Origin of the sequence: Arthrobacter sp. zg-Y844 (assembly GCF_024385465.1) — a bacterium.
In the GTDB taxonomy this organism is placed as follows: domain Bacteria; phylum Actinomycetota; class Actinomycetes; order Actinomycetales; family Micrococcaceae; genus Arthrobacter_B.
This window is the reverse complement of sequence record NZ_JANFLS010000005.1, coordinates 130805-145893: the sequence shown is the minus strand read 5'-3', so window position 1 is coordinate 145893 and position 15089 is coordinate 130805. Positions and strand designations below refer to the sequence as shown.

The 15089-nt window shown below is 66.9% G+C and carries 14 protein-coding genes; 10 read left to right on the top strand and 4 right to left on the bottom strand.

Annotated elements, in window-relative coordinates; genetic code table 11:
• Positions 1–56 precede the first annotated feature (56 nt).
• Positions 57–929 (top strand): class II glutamine amidotransferase, encoded by an 873-nt coding sequence (locus NNX35_RS15475; protein ID WP_255767383.1) that lies wholly within the window; start codon positions 57–59, stop codon positions 927–929.
• A gap of 9 nt (positions 930–938) precedes the next feature.
• On the opposite strand, the gene NNX35_RS15470 is transcribed toward NNX35_RS15475, so the two are convergent.
• Positions 939–2057: a glycoside hydrolase family 76 protein gene (locus NNX35_RS15470; protein WP_255863661.1), complete on the bottom strand. Its 1119-nt coding sequence runs from the start codon at positions 2055–2057 to the stop codon at positions 939–941.
• Positions 2058–2174: 117 nt separating this feature from the next.
• On the opposite strand from NNX35_RS15470, the gene NNX35_RS15465 reads away from it, so the two are divergent.
• The 4 genes from NNX35_RS15465 to NNX35_RS15450 all read left to right on the top strand — a co-directional run bounded on the left by NNX35_RS15465 (position 2175) and on the right by NNX35_RS15450 (position 6171).
• Entirely contained in the window at positions 2175–2948 is a 774-nt protein-coding gene (locus tag NNX35_RS15465; RefSeq protein WP_255868250.1) for an SDR family NAD(P)-dependent oxidoreductase, read from the top strand.
• 5 nt (positions 2949–2953) lie between these two features.
• Positions 2954–4174, top strand: a complete 1221-nt coding sequence (locus tag NNX35_RS15460; RefSeq protein WP_255868249.1) for an acyl-CoA dehydrogenase family protein — start codon at positions 2954–2956, stop codon at positions 4172–4174.
• Positions 4175–5244: 1070 nt separating this feature from the next.
• Positions 5245–5691 carry a hypothetical protein gene (locus NNX35_RS15455; RefSeq protein WP_255767387.1) on the top strand — a complete coding sequence of 149 codons (447 nt, stop codon included), beginning with the start codon at positions 5245–5247 and terminating at the stop codon, positions 5689–5691.
• Between the two features lie 174 nt (positions 5692–5865).
• On the top strand, positions 5866–6171 hold the full coding sequence (locus tag NNX35_RS15450; RefSeq protein ID WP_227924039.1) for a hypothetical protein: 306 nt from the start codon (positions 5866–5868) through the stop codon (positions 6169–6171).
• A 25-nt stretch (positions 6172–6196) separates the two neighbouring features.
• On the opposite strand, the gene NNX35_RS15445 is transcribed toward NNX35_RS15450, so the two are convergent.
• Positions 6197–7102, bottom strand: coding sequence for an RluA family pseudouridine synthase (locus NNX35_RS15445; protein WP_255868328.1), 906 nt, complete (start codon positions 7100–7102; stop codon positions 6197–6199).
• A 232-nt stretch (positions 7103–7334) separates the two neighbouring features.
• Between NNX35_RS15445 and NNX35_RS15440 the strand changes: the two genes are divergently transcribed.
• Positions 7335–8789: a SulP family inorganic anion transporter gene (locus tag NNX35_RS15440; RefSeq protein ID WP_255868248.1), complete on the top strand. Its 1455-nt coding sequence runs from the start codon at positions 7335–7337 to the stop codon at positions 8787–8789.
• A gap of 31 nt (positions 8790–8820) precedes the next feature.
• Here the strand turns inward: NNX35_RS15440 and NNX35_RS15435 are convergent, their stop codons facing one another.
• Positions 8821–9705 carry a serine/threonine-protein kinase gene (locus tag NNX35_RS15435; protein WP_255868247.1) on the bottom strand — a complete coding sequence of 295 codons (885 nt, stop codon included), beginning with the start codon at positions 9703–9705 and terminating at the stop codon, positions 8821–8823.
• Between the two features lie 122 nt (positions 9706–9827).
• Positions 9828–10352, bottom strand: coding sequence for a MarR family winged helix-turn-helix transcriptional regulator (locus NNX35_RS15430; RefSeq protein WP_255868245.1), 525 nt, complete (start codon positions 10350–10352; stop codon positions 9828–9830).
• Between the two features lie 165 nt (positions 10353–10517).
• On the opposite strand from NNX35_RS15430, the gene NNX35_RS15425 reads away from it, so the two are divergent.
• From NNX35_RS15425 to NNX35_RS15410, 4 genes are read left to right on the top strand one after another with little or no spacing between them, the layout of a single operon-like run.
• Complete coding sequence (locus NNX35_RS15425; RefSeq protein WP_255868244.1) at positions 10518–11666, top strand: ABC transporter substrate-binding protein; 1149 nt, start codon at positions 10518–10520, stop codon at positions 11664–11666.
• Positions 11641–12789, top strand: coding sequence for an iron ABC transporter permease (locus NNX35_RS15420; RefSeq protein ID WP_255868243.1), 1149 nt, complete (start codon positions 11641–11643; stop codon positions 12787–12789). The genes NNX35_RS15425 and NNX35_RS15420 overlap by 26 nt, the downstream gene beginning before the upstream one ends.
• Positions 12786–13703, top strand: a complete 918-nt coding sequence (locus NNX35_RS15415; RefSeq protein ID WP_255767394.1) for an ABC transporter ATP-binding protein — start codon at positions 12786–12788, stop codon at positions 13701–13703. The genes NNX35_RS15420 and NNX35_RS15415 overlap by 4 nt, the downstream gene beginning before the upstream one ends.
• Positions 13700–15058, top strand: a complete 1359-nt coding sequence (locus NNX35_RS15410) for a hypothetical protein (protein WP_255868242.1) — start codon at positions 13700–13702, stop codon at positions 15056–15058. The genes NNX35_RS15415 and NNX35_RS15410 overlap by 4 nt, the downstream gene beginning before the upstream one ends.
• The last annotated feature ends 31 nt before the right edge of the window (positions 15059–15089 follow it).

The window sequence follows — 15089 nt, the reverse complement described above, 5'->3', positions numbered from 1 at the left end:
TCCTCGGTTCGCCCGGGGCCCCGTCCGTCCACCAGAACCGCCCCCAGGAGGTCCACATGTGCCGACTCTTTGGTATGCATGCCGGGAAGGATCCGGTCCGGGCAACGTTCTGGCTGCTCACGGCCCCGGACAGCCTGGCCCAGCAGAGCCGTAAGGAAGCGGACGGCTTCGGGATCGGAACGTTCGCCCCCGACGGCAGCCCGGTGGTCGATAAAGCGCCCATCGCTGCGTATCAGGATGTGCAGTACGCCCAGGAGGCCCGGGAACTGGAAAGCACCACCTTCCTGGCGCACGTGCGTTACGCCAGCACCGGCGGGGACACGGACGTCAACACGCACCCCTTTGAGCAGGACAACCGTCTCCTGGCCCACAACGGGGTGGTGGAGGACCTGGACAAGCTCGATGACCGGCTGCGCCAGTTGGAGATGTACCACCTGGTCAAGGGGGAGACGGACAGCGAGCGGGTCTTCGCCCTTATCACCGGCGCAGCGAGGGTGAACGGCGGAGACGTTTCGGCTGCGATTGCATCAACGCTGACCTGGATTGCGCAGAACCTGCGGCTGTACGCGGTGAACATCATCCTCACCACCGCCACCGAGCTGTGGGCCGTGCGCTACCCGGACACCCATCCGCTGTACGTCCTGCAGCAGGGGCCGGGCGGTCCGGTGGGGGAGAAGCGGAGCAGCCGGATCAGCGTCCACAGTGACCAGATACGCGAGGAGAAGCGGCCGGAAGTGCTGGTGGCAACCGAAAAGATGGATGCCAACCCGAATTGGCGGCTGCTGGACTCCGGCGAAATGCTGCATGTGGACAGCGACCTCAATGTCCTGCGCACGTTTCCGCTCCCGCAGCACCCGCAGCACCTGATCACGCTGGCGGATTTGGACCCGGCAGCGGCGGCGTCGCAGCACCCGCTCAAGACGGGCTGATGCTGTGCCTCAGGTGAGGTCCGCCCCGGCCCGCTGCACCCGCGCCGACGCTTCGAGGACCATCCAGGCCTGAAGCTGGGTGGAAAGCCCGACGGCGGAGCCGCCCGGGTAGGATACGGCGGCCGGTACCAGCGGCTTGGCGGAGAAGAGGATCCAGTCCGCCCGTTTGCTCCGGCCCTCCCACAGTGCCGTCGCCGTGGCTTCCACCAGCGCGGCCGCCGTCCGGCGGGACGGTTCCGGCAGGGCGGGGGACACGGCGGCCTGGGCCAGGTAGCGCGCCAGGATGCCGGTGAAAAGACCGCCGTCGCCGGTGCCGTGGGTGCGCAGCACGCGCGAGGTGCCGCCGTCGTCGGTCAGGTGGGTGTCGACGGCGCGCACCAGTTCCGCAGCGCGGGTGAGGTTGGCACTGCCGCCGAGCTCGAGCAGGGCACCCAGGACAGGCCCCTGGTTGTATGTGAACACGGTGCTCTCCAGCTGTGGACGGCCCCGGACCACCTTGACCCCGTCCAGATACAGTCCGGTTTCCGGATCCAGCACGGTGGCGTTGAGCCAATCCACCAGCTCCTGCGCCCGGTCCCGTGATCCGGTGCGGACAAAATGCAGGGCAGCCGGAGCGGTGGCCGGGGTGTTCTTGAAGTTGCGGTCCTTGTTCCAGTAGATGCCGCCGCCCAGTTCCGGGGTGTGGGCGGACTCCAGTGCTGTGTTCAGGGTGGAGAGGATTTTCCGGTAGGGGCGCTGCCGGTCCCGCGCTCCCGACAACGAGTTCAGGCGGCCGACGGCCAGGGCCAGCCACGCCATGTCGTCATAGAAACGGTTGGTGTAGTGCATCCGGTTCCGCAGTCCGATGGTCCGCACCAGCGCCGGTGCCAGGTCCGCAGCCGAGGGATGCTCCGGTCCGCGGAACGGCGTGCCGGTGCGGCGTTCGCGCAGGCCGGCGTCGATCAGGGCATCGAGGTAGTGTGCCTGCCACCAGTAATGCCAGGGCTGGCGCAGCTGCTGCAGCCGCGAGGCCGGGCGGCTGGTGGCAGCCAGATGGGTCCCGGGCAACCCGGCAAACGAACGGCCAAACGCGGCGCTCACGGTGCGGGCGGCGGTCTCGGCGCGGTCGTCGGAATCCTCGTAGAGCATGCGCCAACCCTATGCCAGCCGCCGAAGATGCGGCACCGGCCAACGCACAGTAGGCTCGGATACTGCCGGTGTGACATAGACGACACTGCCGGTGAGCAAATCTGCCAGGAGGAACGCATGGACATCGCAGGCGCATCGGCCATAGTCACAGGGGGAGCGTCCGGACTCGGACGGGCCACGGCGCGGAGGCTGTACGACGCCGGCGCCACCGTGGTGTTGGTGGACCTGCCGCAGTCCGAGGGCCTTGCCTATGCAGCGGAACTCGGCGACGACGCCCGGTTCGTCCCCGGCGACGTCACCAACCCGGAACAGATGCAGGCCGCCGTCGAAGCAGCCATGGCTGCAGGACCGCTCCGGGTGGCCGTGAACTGCGCGGGTATCGCAACACCGGGCAAGGTGCTGGGCCGCGACGGTGTCCTTGCGCTGGAGGGCTTTGCCCGCGTGGTCAGCGTGAACCTGATCGGCACCTTCAATGTCACCCGGCTCGCCGCCGCTGCCATGGCCGAAACCGATCCGGTCACCGCCAAGGGGACCGAGGAACGCGGCGTCATCATCAACACCGCCTCCGTTGCCGCCTTTGACGGCCAGATCGGCCAGCCCGCCTACTCCGCCTCCAAGGGCGGCGTGGCCGCCATGACGCTCCCGCTGGCGCGTGAGCTGGCCCGGCACCTGATTCGGGTGGTCACCATCGCGCCGGGAATCTTCGAAACACCCATGATGGCGGGACTGCCGCAGGCCGCCCAGGATTCCCTGGCCGCACAGGTGCCGCACCCTTCGCGCCTGGGCCGGGCCACGGAATACGCCTCCCTGGCAGCCCACATCATTGAAAACCAGATGCTCAACGGCGAGACCATCCGCTTGGACGGCGCCATCCGGATGGGACCGCGCTGACCTTCATGAGCTCCTCCGCACCATTGCACCAACTGCCCGACGCCGATTTCTACGGTTTCGAAGACCTGCTCAGCGACACCGAGAAAGCCAAGCTTGCCGAACTGCGGCGCTTCCTCGCCGAGGAAGTGCTGCCGCACGCCGTGGACTGGTGGAACGAGGCGCGTTTCCCCTCCGACCTCCTGCCGAAGCTGGCACAGCTGGAACTTTCCACGCCTGTCCAGCAGGGCTACTCGCCGCTGTTCGCAGGCCTGGTGATCGCGGAAATGACGCGCGCCGACACCTCGCTCGCCACGTTCTTCATGGTCCACCATGACCTGTTTGTCGAAGCGCTGCATGTCTTTGGCTCCGAGGAGCAGAAGTCCCGGCTGCTCGACGACGCCCGTGCGCTGCGGATTACCGGTGCCTTCGCGCTGACCGAGCCGGAACACGGCTCCGATGTTGCCGGCGGCATGTCCACCACCGCCGTGCGCGACGGCGACACATGGGTGCTGAACGGTGCCAAACGCTGGATCGGCAACGGCACGTTCTGCGACTACATGGTCCTGTGGGCGCGGGAACCGGAAACCGGACACACCCGCGGTTTCCTGCTCGACGCGAACCTGCCCGGAGTAACCCGAACCCGGATCGAGAACAAGACCGCGCTGCGAACGGTGCAGAACGCGGACATTGTGCTGACTGACGTCCGGGTGCCCGCCGCGGACCTGCTCGCCGGCGTGGAAAGCTTCGACGACACCAAGCAGTTGCTGCAGGGATCCCGGATCATGGTCGGCTGGCAGGCGGTGGGAGCCCAGCTGGCCGCGTTCGACGTCGCCCGCGCGTACGCCGTCGAACGCCTGCAGTTCGGCGGCCCGCTGGCAGCCTTCCAGCTAATCCAGCAGCAGCTGGTGCAGATCCTCGGCAATGCGGTGGCCAGCACCGGAATGCTGGCCCGGGTTACCGAGCTCGAACACGGTGGCTACCCCGTACCCGGTAACGAAGCGCCCGTCGCCGGCACAGCCTCCGGGGATATGGCGCGGGCCGCCCTGGCGAAGTCCTACGCCAGTGCCAGGATGCGGGAAAGCGTGGCACTGGGCCGCAGCATCCTCGGCGGCAACGGGATTGTCACCGACTACCGGATGGCCAAGATCTTCGCCGACGCCGAGGCCATCTACACGTATGAAGGCACCTATGAGATCAACACGCTGATTGTCGGGCGGGACATCACCGGGGTATCGGCCCTGCGTTAGGGGTCTTCGCTGGATCCTGCGGGGTGGGGTCTGCTGGGGGCCCTGCGGGCGGGCCCCTGTGGGGCCTGGAACGGCGGCAACGAAATTTCCGCGCTCGCAGAGCTCGCGGGAAATATTAAAGCCGCCTTATCCAGGCCCCTCCGGAGCCCCGGTTGGTGCAGGCAGCAGCGGAGCCCCGGTTGGTGCAGGCCCCTCGGGAGCCCCGGTTGGTGCAGGCAGCAGCGGAGCCCCGGCGTGCCGCCTTCCTCCAGACGCTTCGGTTTGTGCAGATCCCTTCGGATTGTCGGGTTCCCCGCGTTGCGCGGCGCAGGGATTGCCACAAACTGCAGGGTTTCCGCCTGCGGGGTGGTCGCTTCGGAGCCCCGGCGTGCCGCCTTCCGGCGAGTGCGCTTCGACATGGCGCGTCGCCGTCCGCGGGAAGCCGTCGCGGCTAACCCTGCCCCGGTGGACGCGGGAGGGCTGAAAGGAGCCGGGCCGAACGCTGAACCGGTTAACTCGGGTGTTTGGCCCGTAAGGTCGCTCCGAAGCGATCCGGTTTTGCTCCGTTATGGGAAAACCTGCCGGATTGGGAAATCCCTGCCGCTGCGCAGCGGAGCGTTTTCCCAAACCGGCAGCAAATTCCCAAACCAGGCGGAAATCGCGCGGCCGCTGGCCGAAAGGCTTGCCCGGGAAGCAGGGGCCCCAGTCCTGCGTGCCGAAGTGCCTTTGCCGCAGGCCGTTTCCGGGCGTTTCCCTACGATTTGTCCGAATCCCTTGGGTTTGTCGGGTTCCCCGCTTCGCGCGGCGCAGGGATTGCCACAAACCGCAGGGTTTCCCCCAAACCGCAGGGTTTCCCCCTCCCACCCCGGGTGGTTGCCCGGCCCGGCGCAGAGGGAGCTAGCTGGCCGGGACAGAACCAGGCCAGAGTGTTGATTTCCACGGTTTCGAGGCCTGCACTTGGCGCTGACGGCCGGGCACCATTTGCTGCCCGGCGGAACGGTCGGGTGGCATGCCGCCCTCAGGATCAGTAGGCTTACTAAATGGGCCGCAGGAACAGCGGCCCGGTTCACCGGACGTGAAAGGCATGGTTTATGACCGAGCAGAGCATTCCCGATCCCGAGCTGGGCGACGATCCGGTTCTCGCCGACGACGTCGCCGCTGTGGCCACTCCGGACGAGCTGACGGTGGTGTCCGAAGACGAGCTGCTGGAGCAGGATGAGCTGGTGGACGCTGAAGACCTCACGTACCCCGGAGCAGCAGAAGACAACCCGGACAACTGGCAGGAAGACCCGCTGATCCGCGAGGAAGCACCGCTGAACGAACCCGGTGAGCTCTCCGATCAGACCCTCCGCGACGAGACCGCCGAAGAGCGCTTCCTGAACGGGGACACGCAGATTCCGCCGGAAGCACCGACCATCGGCGAGGCCGCCAATGACGTCGACTTCGGCGATCCGACGGTAGGCGACGAAGACGCCAGCGATGACCCCGCACACCGCGGCGGCGACCCGCTTGCCGATTTCAACCCGGACGATGTCTAAGCCGACGACGCCCTAGCCAACCGCGCAAACGTTCATGGGGTCCGGCGATAGTGGTCTACGGACTGCCCGCCGGGCCCCATGCCTGTGCCCGGCTCCTGCCCGTAACGGACGGGGTGCTGGTCCGGTGATGGACGGCGTCGCAGGCACCCCCGGCATCCGCACTAGGCTGGATCCATGCCTTCTTTCCGCGTCCAGTTGAATATTCTCGGACTGAAGCCGGGCAATCCGCCCGAGGCCGTCATGGAAACGGCCGTCGCCGCCCTGGGGGCCGCCCACCACGTGGAGGCAAACCAGCTGGATATCGTCTCCGGGGTTCCGCGGATCACGCTGCGTTTCACCGTCCCGGACGATGAATGGTCCGTGGAAAACTCACGGGCCCGCCGCGCCGCCATCAACATGCGTGCCGCAGTGGAAGAAGTAGCGAACGGGCAGGACCTGCGTGTGCTCCGGCGGATGCGCGGACGCTGGACGGTGTTGTAGGAGGACCTGCTGTAAAAGGACGGCCCTAGGCGCCGGGGAAAGCGTCCAAGGAAAGCCGGCTGCGGTACTCCACCGGCAGGCGGGTCAGCGGATCGGTGAACTGCACGGACCGCGCCAGCAGCTGCAGCGGCCGGGAATAGTCGTCCGGCGCCTGGGGCAGCAGCTCCGGGTAGAACGAATCATTCAGGATGCCGATGCCCTGCGATGCCATGTGCACCCGCAGCTGATGGGTCTTCCCCGTATGCGGCAGCAGCCGGTACCGGCCCAGCCCGCCGCTGGTCTCCATCAGCTCGATCCGGGTCTCCGCATTGGGTTCGCCCTCGACCTCCTGGGCCAGCAGGTAGGTGCGGGATTTGATCATCCGGCTGCGGACAATCCGCGGCAGGTCGAGGTCCTCCCGCACCGGAGCCACCGCTTCGTACTCCTTGCTGATCCGGCGCTTCTCGAAGAGGGTCTGGTACTTGCCCCGGGTCTCGGGGTTGGTGGAGAACAGCAGCACGCCGGCGGTCATGCGGTCCAGGCGGTGCATGGGAATCAGGTCCGGAATCCCCAATTGGACCCGCAGCCGCACCAGGGCCGACTCGGCCACGTACATGCCGCCCGGCGTCGTCGGCAGGAAATGCGGCTTGTCCACCACAAGCAGGTCCTCATCCTGGTGCAGGATGCCGATCTCCACCGGGATCCGCTCTTCGGGCGGAAGCTCGCGGTAGTACCAGATGAAGGTGTGCTCGGTCAGGGGAGTGGCCGCGGTCAGCGGAATGCCGCCCAGGCCCACTACTTCACCGCGTTCGAACCGCTCTATGATTCCGTCCGGATCCACATGGCCGAACCGTTCAAGCACGTAGTCCATGGCGGTGTCCCACGGTCCTTCACCGGGAAGGCGCAGGCGGGTGGCGTTGACTCCGTTGCGCACGGGAAGCGGGGACTGCATCACGGTTTCAGGATATCGCGCGTGCGGGCTTAAATTGGGCTTGGCTGTTCTGGGTAGAACAGGCCCGCCCTCCTCGCAATCCAGGCAGATCCTGCCGCAGAAACCCCATCCGAAACGGAGCCCGGTGGCCACCGAACCAGTTCTTCCTCCTGTTGACCAGAAGGAGCCGACGCGGACAGCGCCGCCTCCAACGACGACGCCGGCCCTGACGCCGGAAGAGCGCCAGTCGGTCATGCGTACGCAACGTTCGCCGAAACTGCTCAAGACGGAGGTCCTGGCCGGACTGGTGGTGGCCCTTGCGCTCATCCCCGAGGCCCTGGCCTTCTCGGTCATTGCCGGGGTGGACCCGAGGATCGGCCTGTTTTCGGCCTTCACGATGGCTGTCTCCATCGCGTTCCTCGGCGGCCGTCCGGCCATGATTTCCGCCGCCACCGGCGCTGTGGCCCTGGTGATTGCACCGCTGGTGGCCTCCCACGGCGTGGAGTACATGATTGCCGCCGTGCTGCTGGCCGGGGTTTTCCAGGTGCTGCTGGCACTGCTTGGCGTGGCGAAACTCCTGCGCTTCATTCCGCGCCAGGTGATGGTCGGCTTCGTCAATGCACTGGCCATCCTGATCTTCATTGCCCAGGTGCCCGAACTGCTGGGGGTGCCCTGGCTTGTCTATCCGCTCGTGGCGCTTGGGCTGTTGATCGTCTTCGGCCTGCCCCGGCTCACGGTTGCGGTGCCGGCGTCGTTGGTGGCCATCGTGGTCCTCACGGCCATCACGGTGTTCGCGTCCCTTTCCGTCCCGACCGTCGGGGACAAAGGCGAACTGCCGGACAGCCTGCCGTCGCTGCTGCTGCCCGATGTGCCCTTCAGCCTCGACACCCTGCAGGTGGTCTTCCCCTACGCACTGGCCGTGGCATTTGTGGGGCTGCTGGAATCGCTGATGACGGCCAAGCTGGTGGATGACGTCACCGACACCCGCTCCAACAAGACCCGCGAAGCCTGGGGCCAGGGTGCAGCCAACCTCATCACCGGATTCTTCGGCGGCATGGGCGGATGCGCGATGATCGGCCAGACCATGATCAATGTGAAGGGCTCCGGTGCCCGAACCCGGATTTCCACGTTCCTGGCCGGGGTATTCCTGCTCCTCCTGGTGGTTGTCCTCGGAGACGTTGTGGCCCTGATTCCGATGGCAGCCCTGGTGGCCGTGATGATCTTCGTGGCGGTCACCAGCTTCGACTGGCACAGCATCCGCCCGTCCACGCTGAAGATGATGCCCAAGAGTGAAACCGCGGTCATGCTGGCCACCGTGGCCGTGACCGTCTGGACCCACAACCTGGCCAGCGGCGTCGGCGTCGGGGTGCTGGTGGCCATGGTGCTGTTCGCGCGCCGGGTGGCGCACTTCGTCACCGTGGATCGTACGGTCACCGGGAACGACGCCGATGCCACCGCCGTCTATACGGTGAACGGCGAGCTGTTCTTCGCTTCCTCGAATGATTTGTATTCCCAGTTCGAGTACGTCCTGGATCCGGCGAATGTGGTCATTGACCTGAGTGGCTCCCACGTCTGGGACGCGTCAACCGTGGCTGCGCTCGACGCCGTGACGGAGAAGTACCGGCGGCGCGGAACCGAGGTGCGGATCACCGGACTGAATGAGGCCAGCGGCCAGATGCGCGAACGGATGGCCGGCAAGCTGCCCTAGCTGCCGGCCGCGTCCGTGCGGTTGCCCGGGTTCAGGCCGCGGCGGCGTGTGCGTGCTGCTGCAGGGAGGCCAGCTCCACCCGGCACTGCTCTGCGCTGGGGCGTTCGCGCGGCGAGAGCGAGGTCATGGCGGACAGCAGCGACCGCCATCCGGCGGGGAGTGCGGGCGGGATCACCGGTCCGCGGACCGTCCGGGCCACCATGGATTCGACCTGCGGCAGGTCGAAGGTGCGGACCCCCGTCAGGCATTCGAGCAGGACAAGTCCCAGCGAGTAAATATCCGTGGCGGAGGTCAGGGGTGCGCGCCGCACCTGCTCGGGACTCATGTAGGGCAGGCTCCCGTAGGACGGTTCCTTATCCCCGACCCCCTGGCTGCTGACGGCGATGCCCAGATCAGTGATTTTGGCGTGGCCGGTTGCCGGATCCACCAGGATGTTCGAGGGCTTCACGTCCCGGTGGATGTACCCCGCAGCATGCACGCCGCCAAGTCCGGCGGCGAGCTCGACGCCGAGCCGCGCAGCGTCGCTGGGCGGCAGCCCGCCGGAGAGGTTCTGCCGGAGGTCGGTGCCCTGCACCAGTTCCAGGACCAGGTACGGCGTCTGCACGCCGGTGCCGGGGTGGCTGATGGTGCCCGTGGAAATCATCCGAACCACGTGCGGATTCTCGACGGCCCGCAGCGCGGCCGCTTCCCGGATGGCTTCATGCCCCTCCGGCCTGTGCCCAAGCGGCGCGGAAAAGATCTTTACCGCCACCTTCTCCAGGGACGCCAGATCGGTAGCCCGCCAGACGTAGCCGGCAGTGCCCCGCCCGATAGGTTCGTCCAGGCAGAACCGGCCGCCGATGAGCACGTGGGCGCTAAAGCCCGAGGCGTCGGAAACAGGGGATGCTGCGGTTCTTGATGCTGGATACCTGTCCATGCCGCCCCCGGAGTATTAGCTAGCTTGTCTATTTACTAATCCGGCTAACGATAGGATGGGTGCGCAGTTGAGTCCAGCTTTCGGGTCTGGATTCCCGGTGCGACGACAAATCCCGGGCGGGATCAGTGCTGCGGCTTCCCCGGATCCGGCTTCGGTTCCTCCAGCGCAGAACGCAGGCGGTCCATAAAGGAAATGACAATCCCGGCTTCCTCCGGCGACAGCTCTGCCGCGGCCTGCATCATGCGCTGGTGCATATCACCCACGGTCTGGCGAACATCGGCGTCCGATGCGTCGGTGGGGACAATCTCCCAGGCGCGGCGGTCATTGGGCCGGGCACGCCGTCGGACGTATCCGCCGCGTTCCAGCCGGTCGATAAGTGCAGTGGTGGAGGCGGTAGAGATCCCAAGGAGCCGGCTCAGGTCCTTGGGGCCGAGGCTTCCACCGGCCTGCCGGGCCTGCATCAGGCAGCGCATGGCCAAAAGGTCGTTTTCGTTCATCCCCATGGCATCCTGAGTGCGACGGCGGACCAGGGTCTCGGCGGCGCGGTAGCTGCGCACTGCATCCAGCACGGCGCGGGCTTTTGGGTGCTCCGGATCGGGGCCGTACCAGTAGCCGTCCTGCTCCGGGAGCTGTTTCGGGGTGTCCATTCGACCAATCCTAGCCTCGCTGGAAGGTAGGACGCCTAGGAATTAATGCGATGCATTTCACACTACAATTAGGGCATAAAAACGTGATGTAATCTCTTCGGCTGTGGTCAGATGTTAGGTGTCCCCTTAGGTAATCCTTACCTCTCGCCTGCGATAGGAACGTCCTTGACTGCACCCGAAATCTCCCCGTCCGGTCCCAAAACCGGACCCTCGCGCCGAAATATCCTGGGCGGAGCCGGGCTCGGTTTCCTGGCCTTGGCGCTAGGGGCCTGCTCCACCCGCGACACTGTGGCGGCGGCAGGGAATGCAGCAGGATCCGGCGGTTTCACCGTGACTGATATGCGCGGGGTCGAGGTTTCCTTCGACGGGCCGGTGCAGAAAATCGCCACCACCGTCATTCCCTCTCCCTCCATGCTGGCTGCCGTGGACGGCGGGTACGCCAAGATCGTGGGCATCAATGAATCCACGCTGCAGGCCAACCGGCAGGGCCTGTTCGGCGAGATGTTCCCCGATTCGAAAACCACCACCACCATCGCCCCGTCGAGCTTCACCCCCAACATCGAGACCATCACCAAACTGGAGCCCGACGTTGTGTTCCAGTGGGCGGACCAGGGCGACGGACTTGTGGAGCCGCTGGAAAACGCCGGCTTCAAAACGGTCTGCCTGCTCTACGGAACGCAGGAATACCTGGAAACCTGGGTGTCCCTGTTCGCCACCATCCTCGGCAAGCCTGAGCGCGGCACCGAAATCGTGGACTGGATGCACGCCGAAATCGCCCGGCTGGAGGATGAACTCACCACGGTTTCCACGCCCGTGCGGGTGGTCCACCTGGGCCAGTCCGGCGACGGCTATTCGGCCTCCAACAAGTCCTCCTACATGCACTACTGGATGGAGCTGGCCGGCGGGCAGAATATGGCGGCAGAGAACCTTTCCGCCGAGAACGTGGTCAGCGCCGAGCAGCTGATCGAGTGGGATCCCGAGGTCATCACGCTGGGCGGCTTCGATACCCGCACCCCGGCCGAGGTCTACGCGGATCCCTCCCTCGCCTCCGTGTCCGCCGTGAAAAACCGCCGGGTCTACAAGGCCCCGCTGGGTGGGTACCGCTGGGAGGTTCCCTGCGCCGAGTCCCCGCTGATGTGGCAGTGGGCAGCCGAGGTGTTCCATCCCGGCCGCACCAGCAACCCCCTGCGCGCGGCCATGAAGGAAAAGATTGCGTACCTCTACGGGTACGAAGTGAGCGAAGCCCAGATTGATGCCGCACTGCGGCTGGACCTGAACGGTGCCAGCGTTGGCTACGACGTCTTCCGCGGCTGAGATGGCGGCTCCGCATAGCTCCGGCGCACCTGCATCTGCCCGTGATGGCTCGACATCGCCGTCGTCGGCCGGTGCCCCGCCGTCGTCGGCCCGCCGCCGGTTGATCCTGCCGCTCTGCGTCCTGATCCTGTGCGCGGTGGCCCTGGTTTCCATGGCCGCCGGCCGGTACTGGGTGCCGCCGAACGAAATCCTGCGCATCCTGTTCAACGAACTCACCGCACTCTTCGGCGGCGAGGGGATGCTCCGCCGGACCTGGACCGACCAGGAAGCCACCGTGGTCCTGGATGTACGGCTGCCGCGCGTGCTGCTGGCCTTCCTGGTGGGCGGAGCGCTCTCGCTCGGCGGCGCCTGCCTGCAGGCGCTGTTCCGCAATCCGCTGGTCAGCCCGGACATTATCGGCGTCACTGCCGGGGCGTCCTTCGGCGGGGTACTGGTGCTCACCCTCGGCCTGTCCGGCGGCTGGATGGTCGGCGGTGCCTTCGGGTTCGGACTGGCCGCACTCGCCGGCGTCCTGCTGCTGGGCCGGCTGGGCGGACGGGACAACGCCATGCTGATGATCGTCCTGGGCGGAATTGTGGTGGCGGCGTTCTTCAACGCGCTGGTCTCCTTCATGACCTACCTGGCCGACCCGTACTCCGAACTGCCCTCGATCGTGCACTGGCTGCTCGGTTCCATCGCCGCGGCCAGCTATGACAAGGTGCTCACCGCACTAGTCCCGGTGGCCATCGGCGCGGTGATAGTCCTGGCCCTGCGCTGGCGCCTGAATGTGATGTCCCTGGGGGACGACGACGCCGCCGCGCTGGGCGTGAACCCGCAGCGCTCCCGGGTGGTGCTGTTGTGTGCCGTTGCCCTGATGACTGCGGGCACCGTCGCCGTGGCGGGTGCCGTCGGCTGGGTGGGGCTCGTGGTTCCGCACCTCGCCCGGCTCTGGGTGGGACCGGACCACCGGATCCTGCTGCCGGCGTCGTTGCTCTTGGGTGGTACCTACCTGATGCTCATCGACACCCTTAGCCGTTCCATCAGCAGCAGCGAACTTCCGCTCGGCATCCTCACCGCCATTATCGGCGCCCCGGTCTTCGTGCTGCTGCTGGCCCGTTCGCAGAAGAAAGCCGAGCTCTCATGACCCTCGTTTCCCTGCCCCGCCCGGTTCCCGGGGATCCCCTAACGGGCAGCCCGGTGGCTGACTCCGCGCCGCTGCTGCAGGCCACCGGCCTCGGTTTCCGTTATTCCCGGCTGCGTCCGTGGCTCTTCCGGAACCTGGAATTTTCCTTGGAACGCGGGGAGGTCCTGTCCATCCTGGGGCCCAACGCCCGCGGCAAAACCACGCTGCTCAAGTGCCTCTCCGGGCTGCTTGCCCCGCGTGAGGGCACGGTTCACGGTGCGCCGGGCATCGGATACGTGCCCCAGGACCACGGCGCGGGTCCGTCCTTCACGGTCGCCGACATGGTGCTGATGGGCTGCACCCGGCACCTGCGCGCCTATCAGACTCCGCGCCCGGAGGACCATGCCGCCGCCGATGCGGCCATGGAACGGGTAGGCGTGGCAGGCTGGGCCGGACGCGACTATTCCACCCTCTCCGGCGGGCAGCGGCAGCTGGTGCTGATTGCCCGGGCCGTGGCCTCGGGCTGCGAACTGCTCGTCCTGGACGAACCGGCGTCGGCACTGGACCTGAACAACCAGTCCCGCGTGCTGAGCGTGCTCACCGGACTGGCCGCGGAGGGGATGGGCGTCATCATGACCACCCATCATCCTGACCACGCACTCCACGTGTCCCGCAACGCACTGCTGTTTGTCGGCAGCCACGACGTCCGCTGGGGACCTACCGAGGAGCTGCTTACCGGCCCCGCCCTCTCCGAGGTCTACGGCCTGCCGATCTGCACCCCCACCGTGGGCACGGTATCCGGCGAACGCGTAATCGCCGTTCCGGATTTCGGCCCGTCCTGCCGTGCCTGCCCGGTGCCCGGCGCAGTCGGGGCACCGGCGCCAGGGCCGACTCCGGTGGAAATACGAACACCCCTTGGAAAGGAACACCCGTGATTATCCGCTTGATCGGCGGCACGCCGATGCGCGGCCAGACCGACACCACCTGGCGCGGCGCCTTCGAGGATGTCGACGCCTACGACCTCGACGACGACGCCGCCCGCGCCCGGATCCTCTCGGCCGACGGGCTGGTGATCGGCGGCGGCGTGGACCATCTCCTGCTGGGAAAGCACCGCGAAGCGCTCACCGGCTTCATCCGTGCCGGCGGCCGGGTACTGGTCAACGGCCAGGTGGTTAAGCCTTTCATCGACGGGCTGGCGGTCTGGCGCAAGCTGGAATTCCGCGGCGCGCAGGACGTCCGGCCGCATCCGGTCTCTCCACACCCGGTCTGGACAGGCATTGACTACCGGGACCTGCACTACCGCACCGGGGTGCCCGGAACCCACAGCTACGAGCGGTTGGAGGAGATCGGCGTCGCCGGTTTCTACGGCCGCGGCTATCACCTGGACCTGCCCGAGAACGCGACCGTGGTCACCGGCATCGGCCAGTACCGGCTCCCGCTGGACTACAGCTACAGGATCGGCTCCGGCGAAGTGCTGGTGCACGGCGGCAATGACCTGGAGAGCTTCAGCGACGATCAGTATTCCACCCGCGTGCTGGGCCCGAACCTGGTGCAGTGGCTGGAAGCCGGGGAACGCACCGCGGCCGAGCCGGCGTCCGCCCCCGCTCCTGCCGCCGTCGGACCCCGGCCCTCCGCCGTTTCACGCACCGAGGGATCAGCCGCCCCGCGGATCGGGCTGCTGCACTGCGGCACCTTCCAGCCCCTGCGGACCCTGGCCGACCCGGCCCTGGCGCCGTACCGGCTGGAGTCCGTTTATCTTCCGGACGCCGATCCGGCCGTACTCGCGGACCTGGACGTGGTGATTGTCAGCGACCGGCTGCATCAGGGCCAGCTTGGGCGCTTTGTTCCGGCCATCCTGGCCGCTTTGTCCGACCCGGGGAAAACCGTGATCGTGCTTGGTGAGAACAAGGTTGAACAGTGGCTGCCGGGCGTCGGCTACAGTTTCCGCCCCACGGTGTTCTGGATGTGGCGCACCGGCGAGGACAACGGCACCCGGCTTCGGCTGCCCGAGGATCCGATGTGGGAGTTCTTCACCCCCTGGTCGGTGTCCTGGCATCATCACGGGCTGTTGCATCCGCACCCCGGTGCCCGCTCGCTGGTGGTGATGGAAGAGGACGGCGCCGAATCCGGCACGCTGCTGTATGTGGATGAGGTGAACCAGCCTGCCCGCCTGCTGGTGACCACCATGGACCCGGTCTACCACCACGGATCCGGCTTTATGCCCGGTGCTTCCCAGCTGCTGTACTCGCTGCTGCGCTGGGTCACGGCCACGCACGTCCCGCGGGCCTAGCTGGCGAGCACGCACGGCCGGACCACCGCCG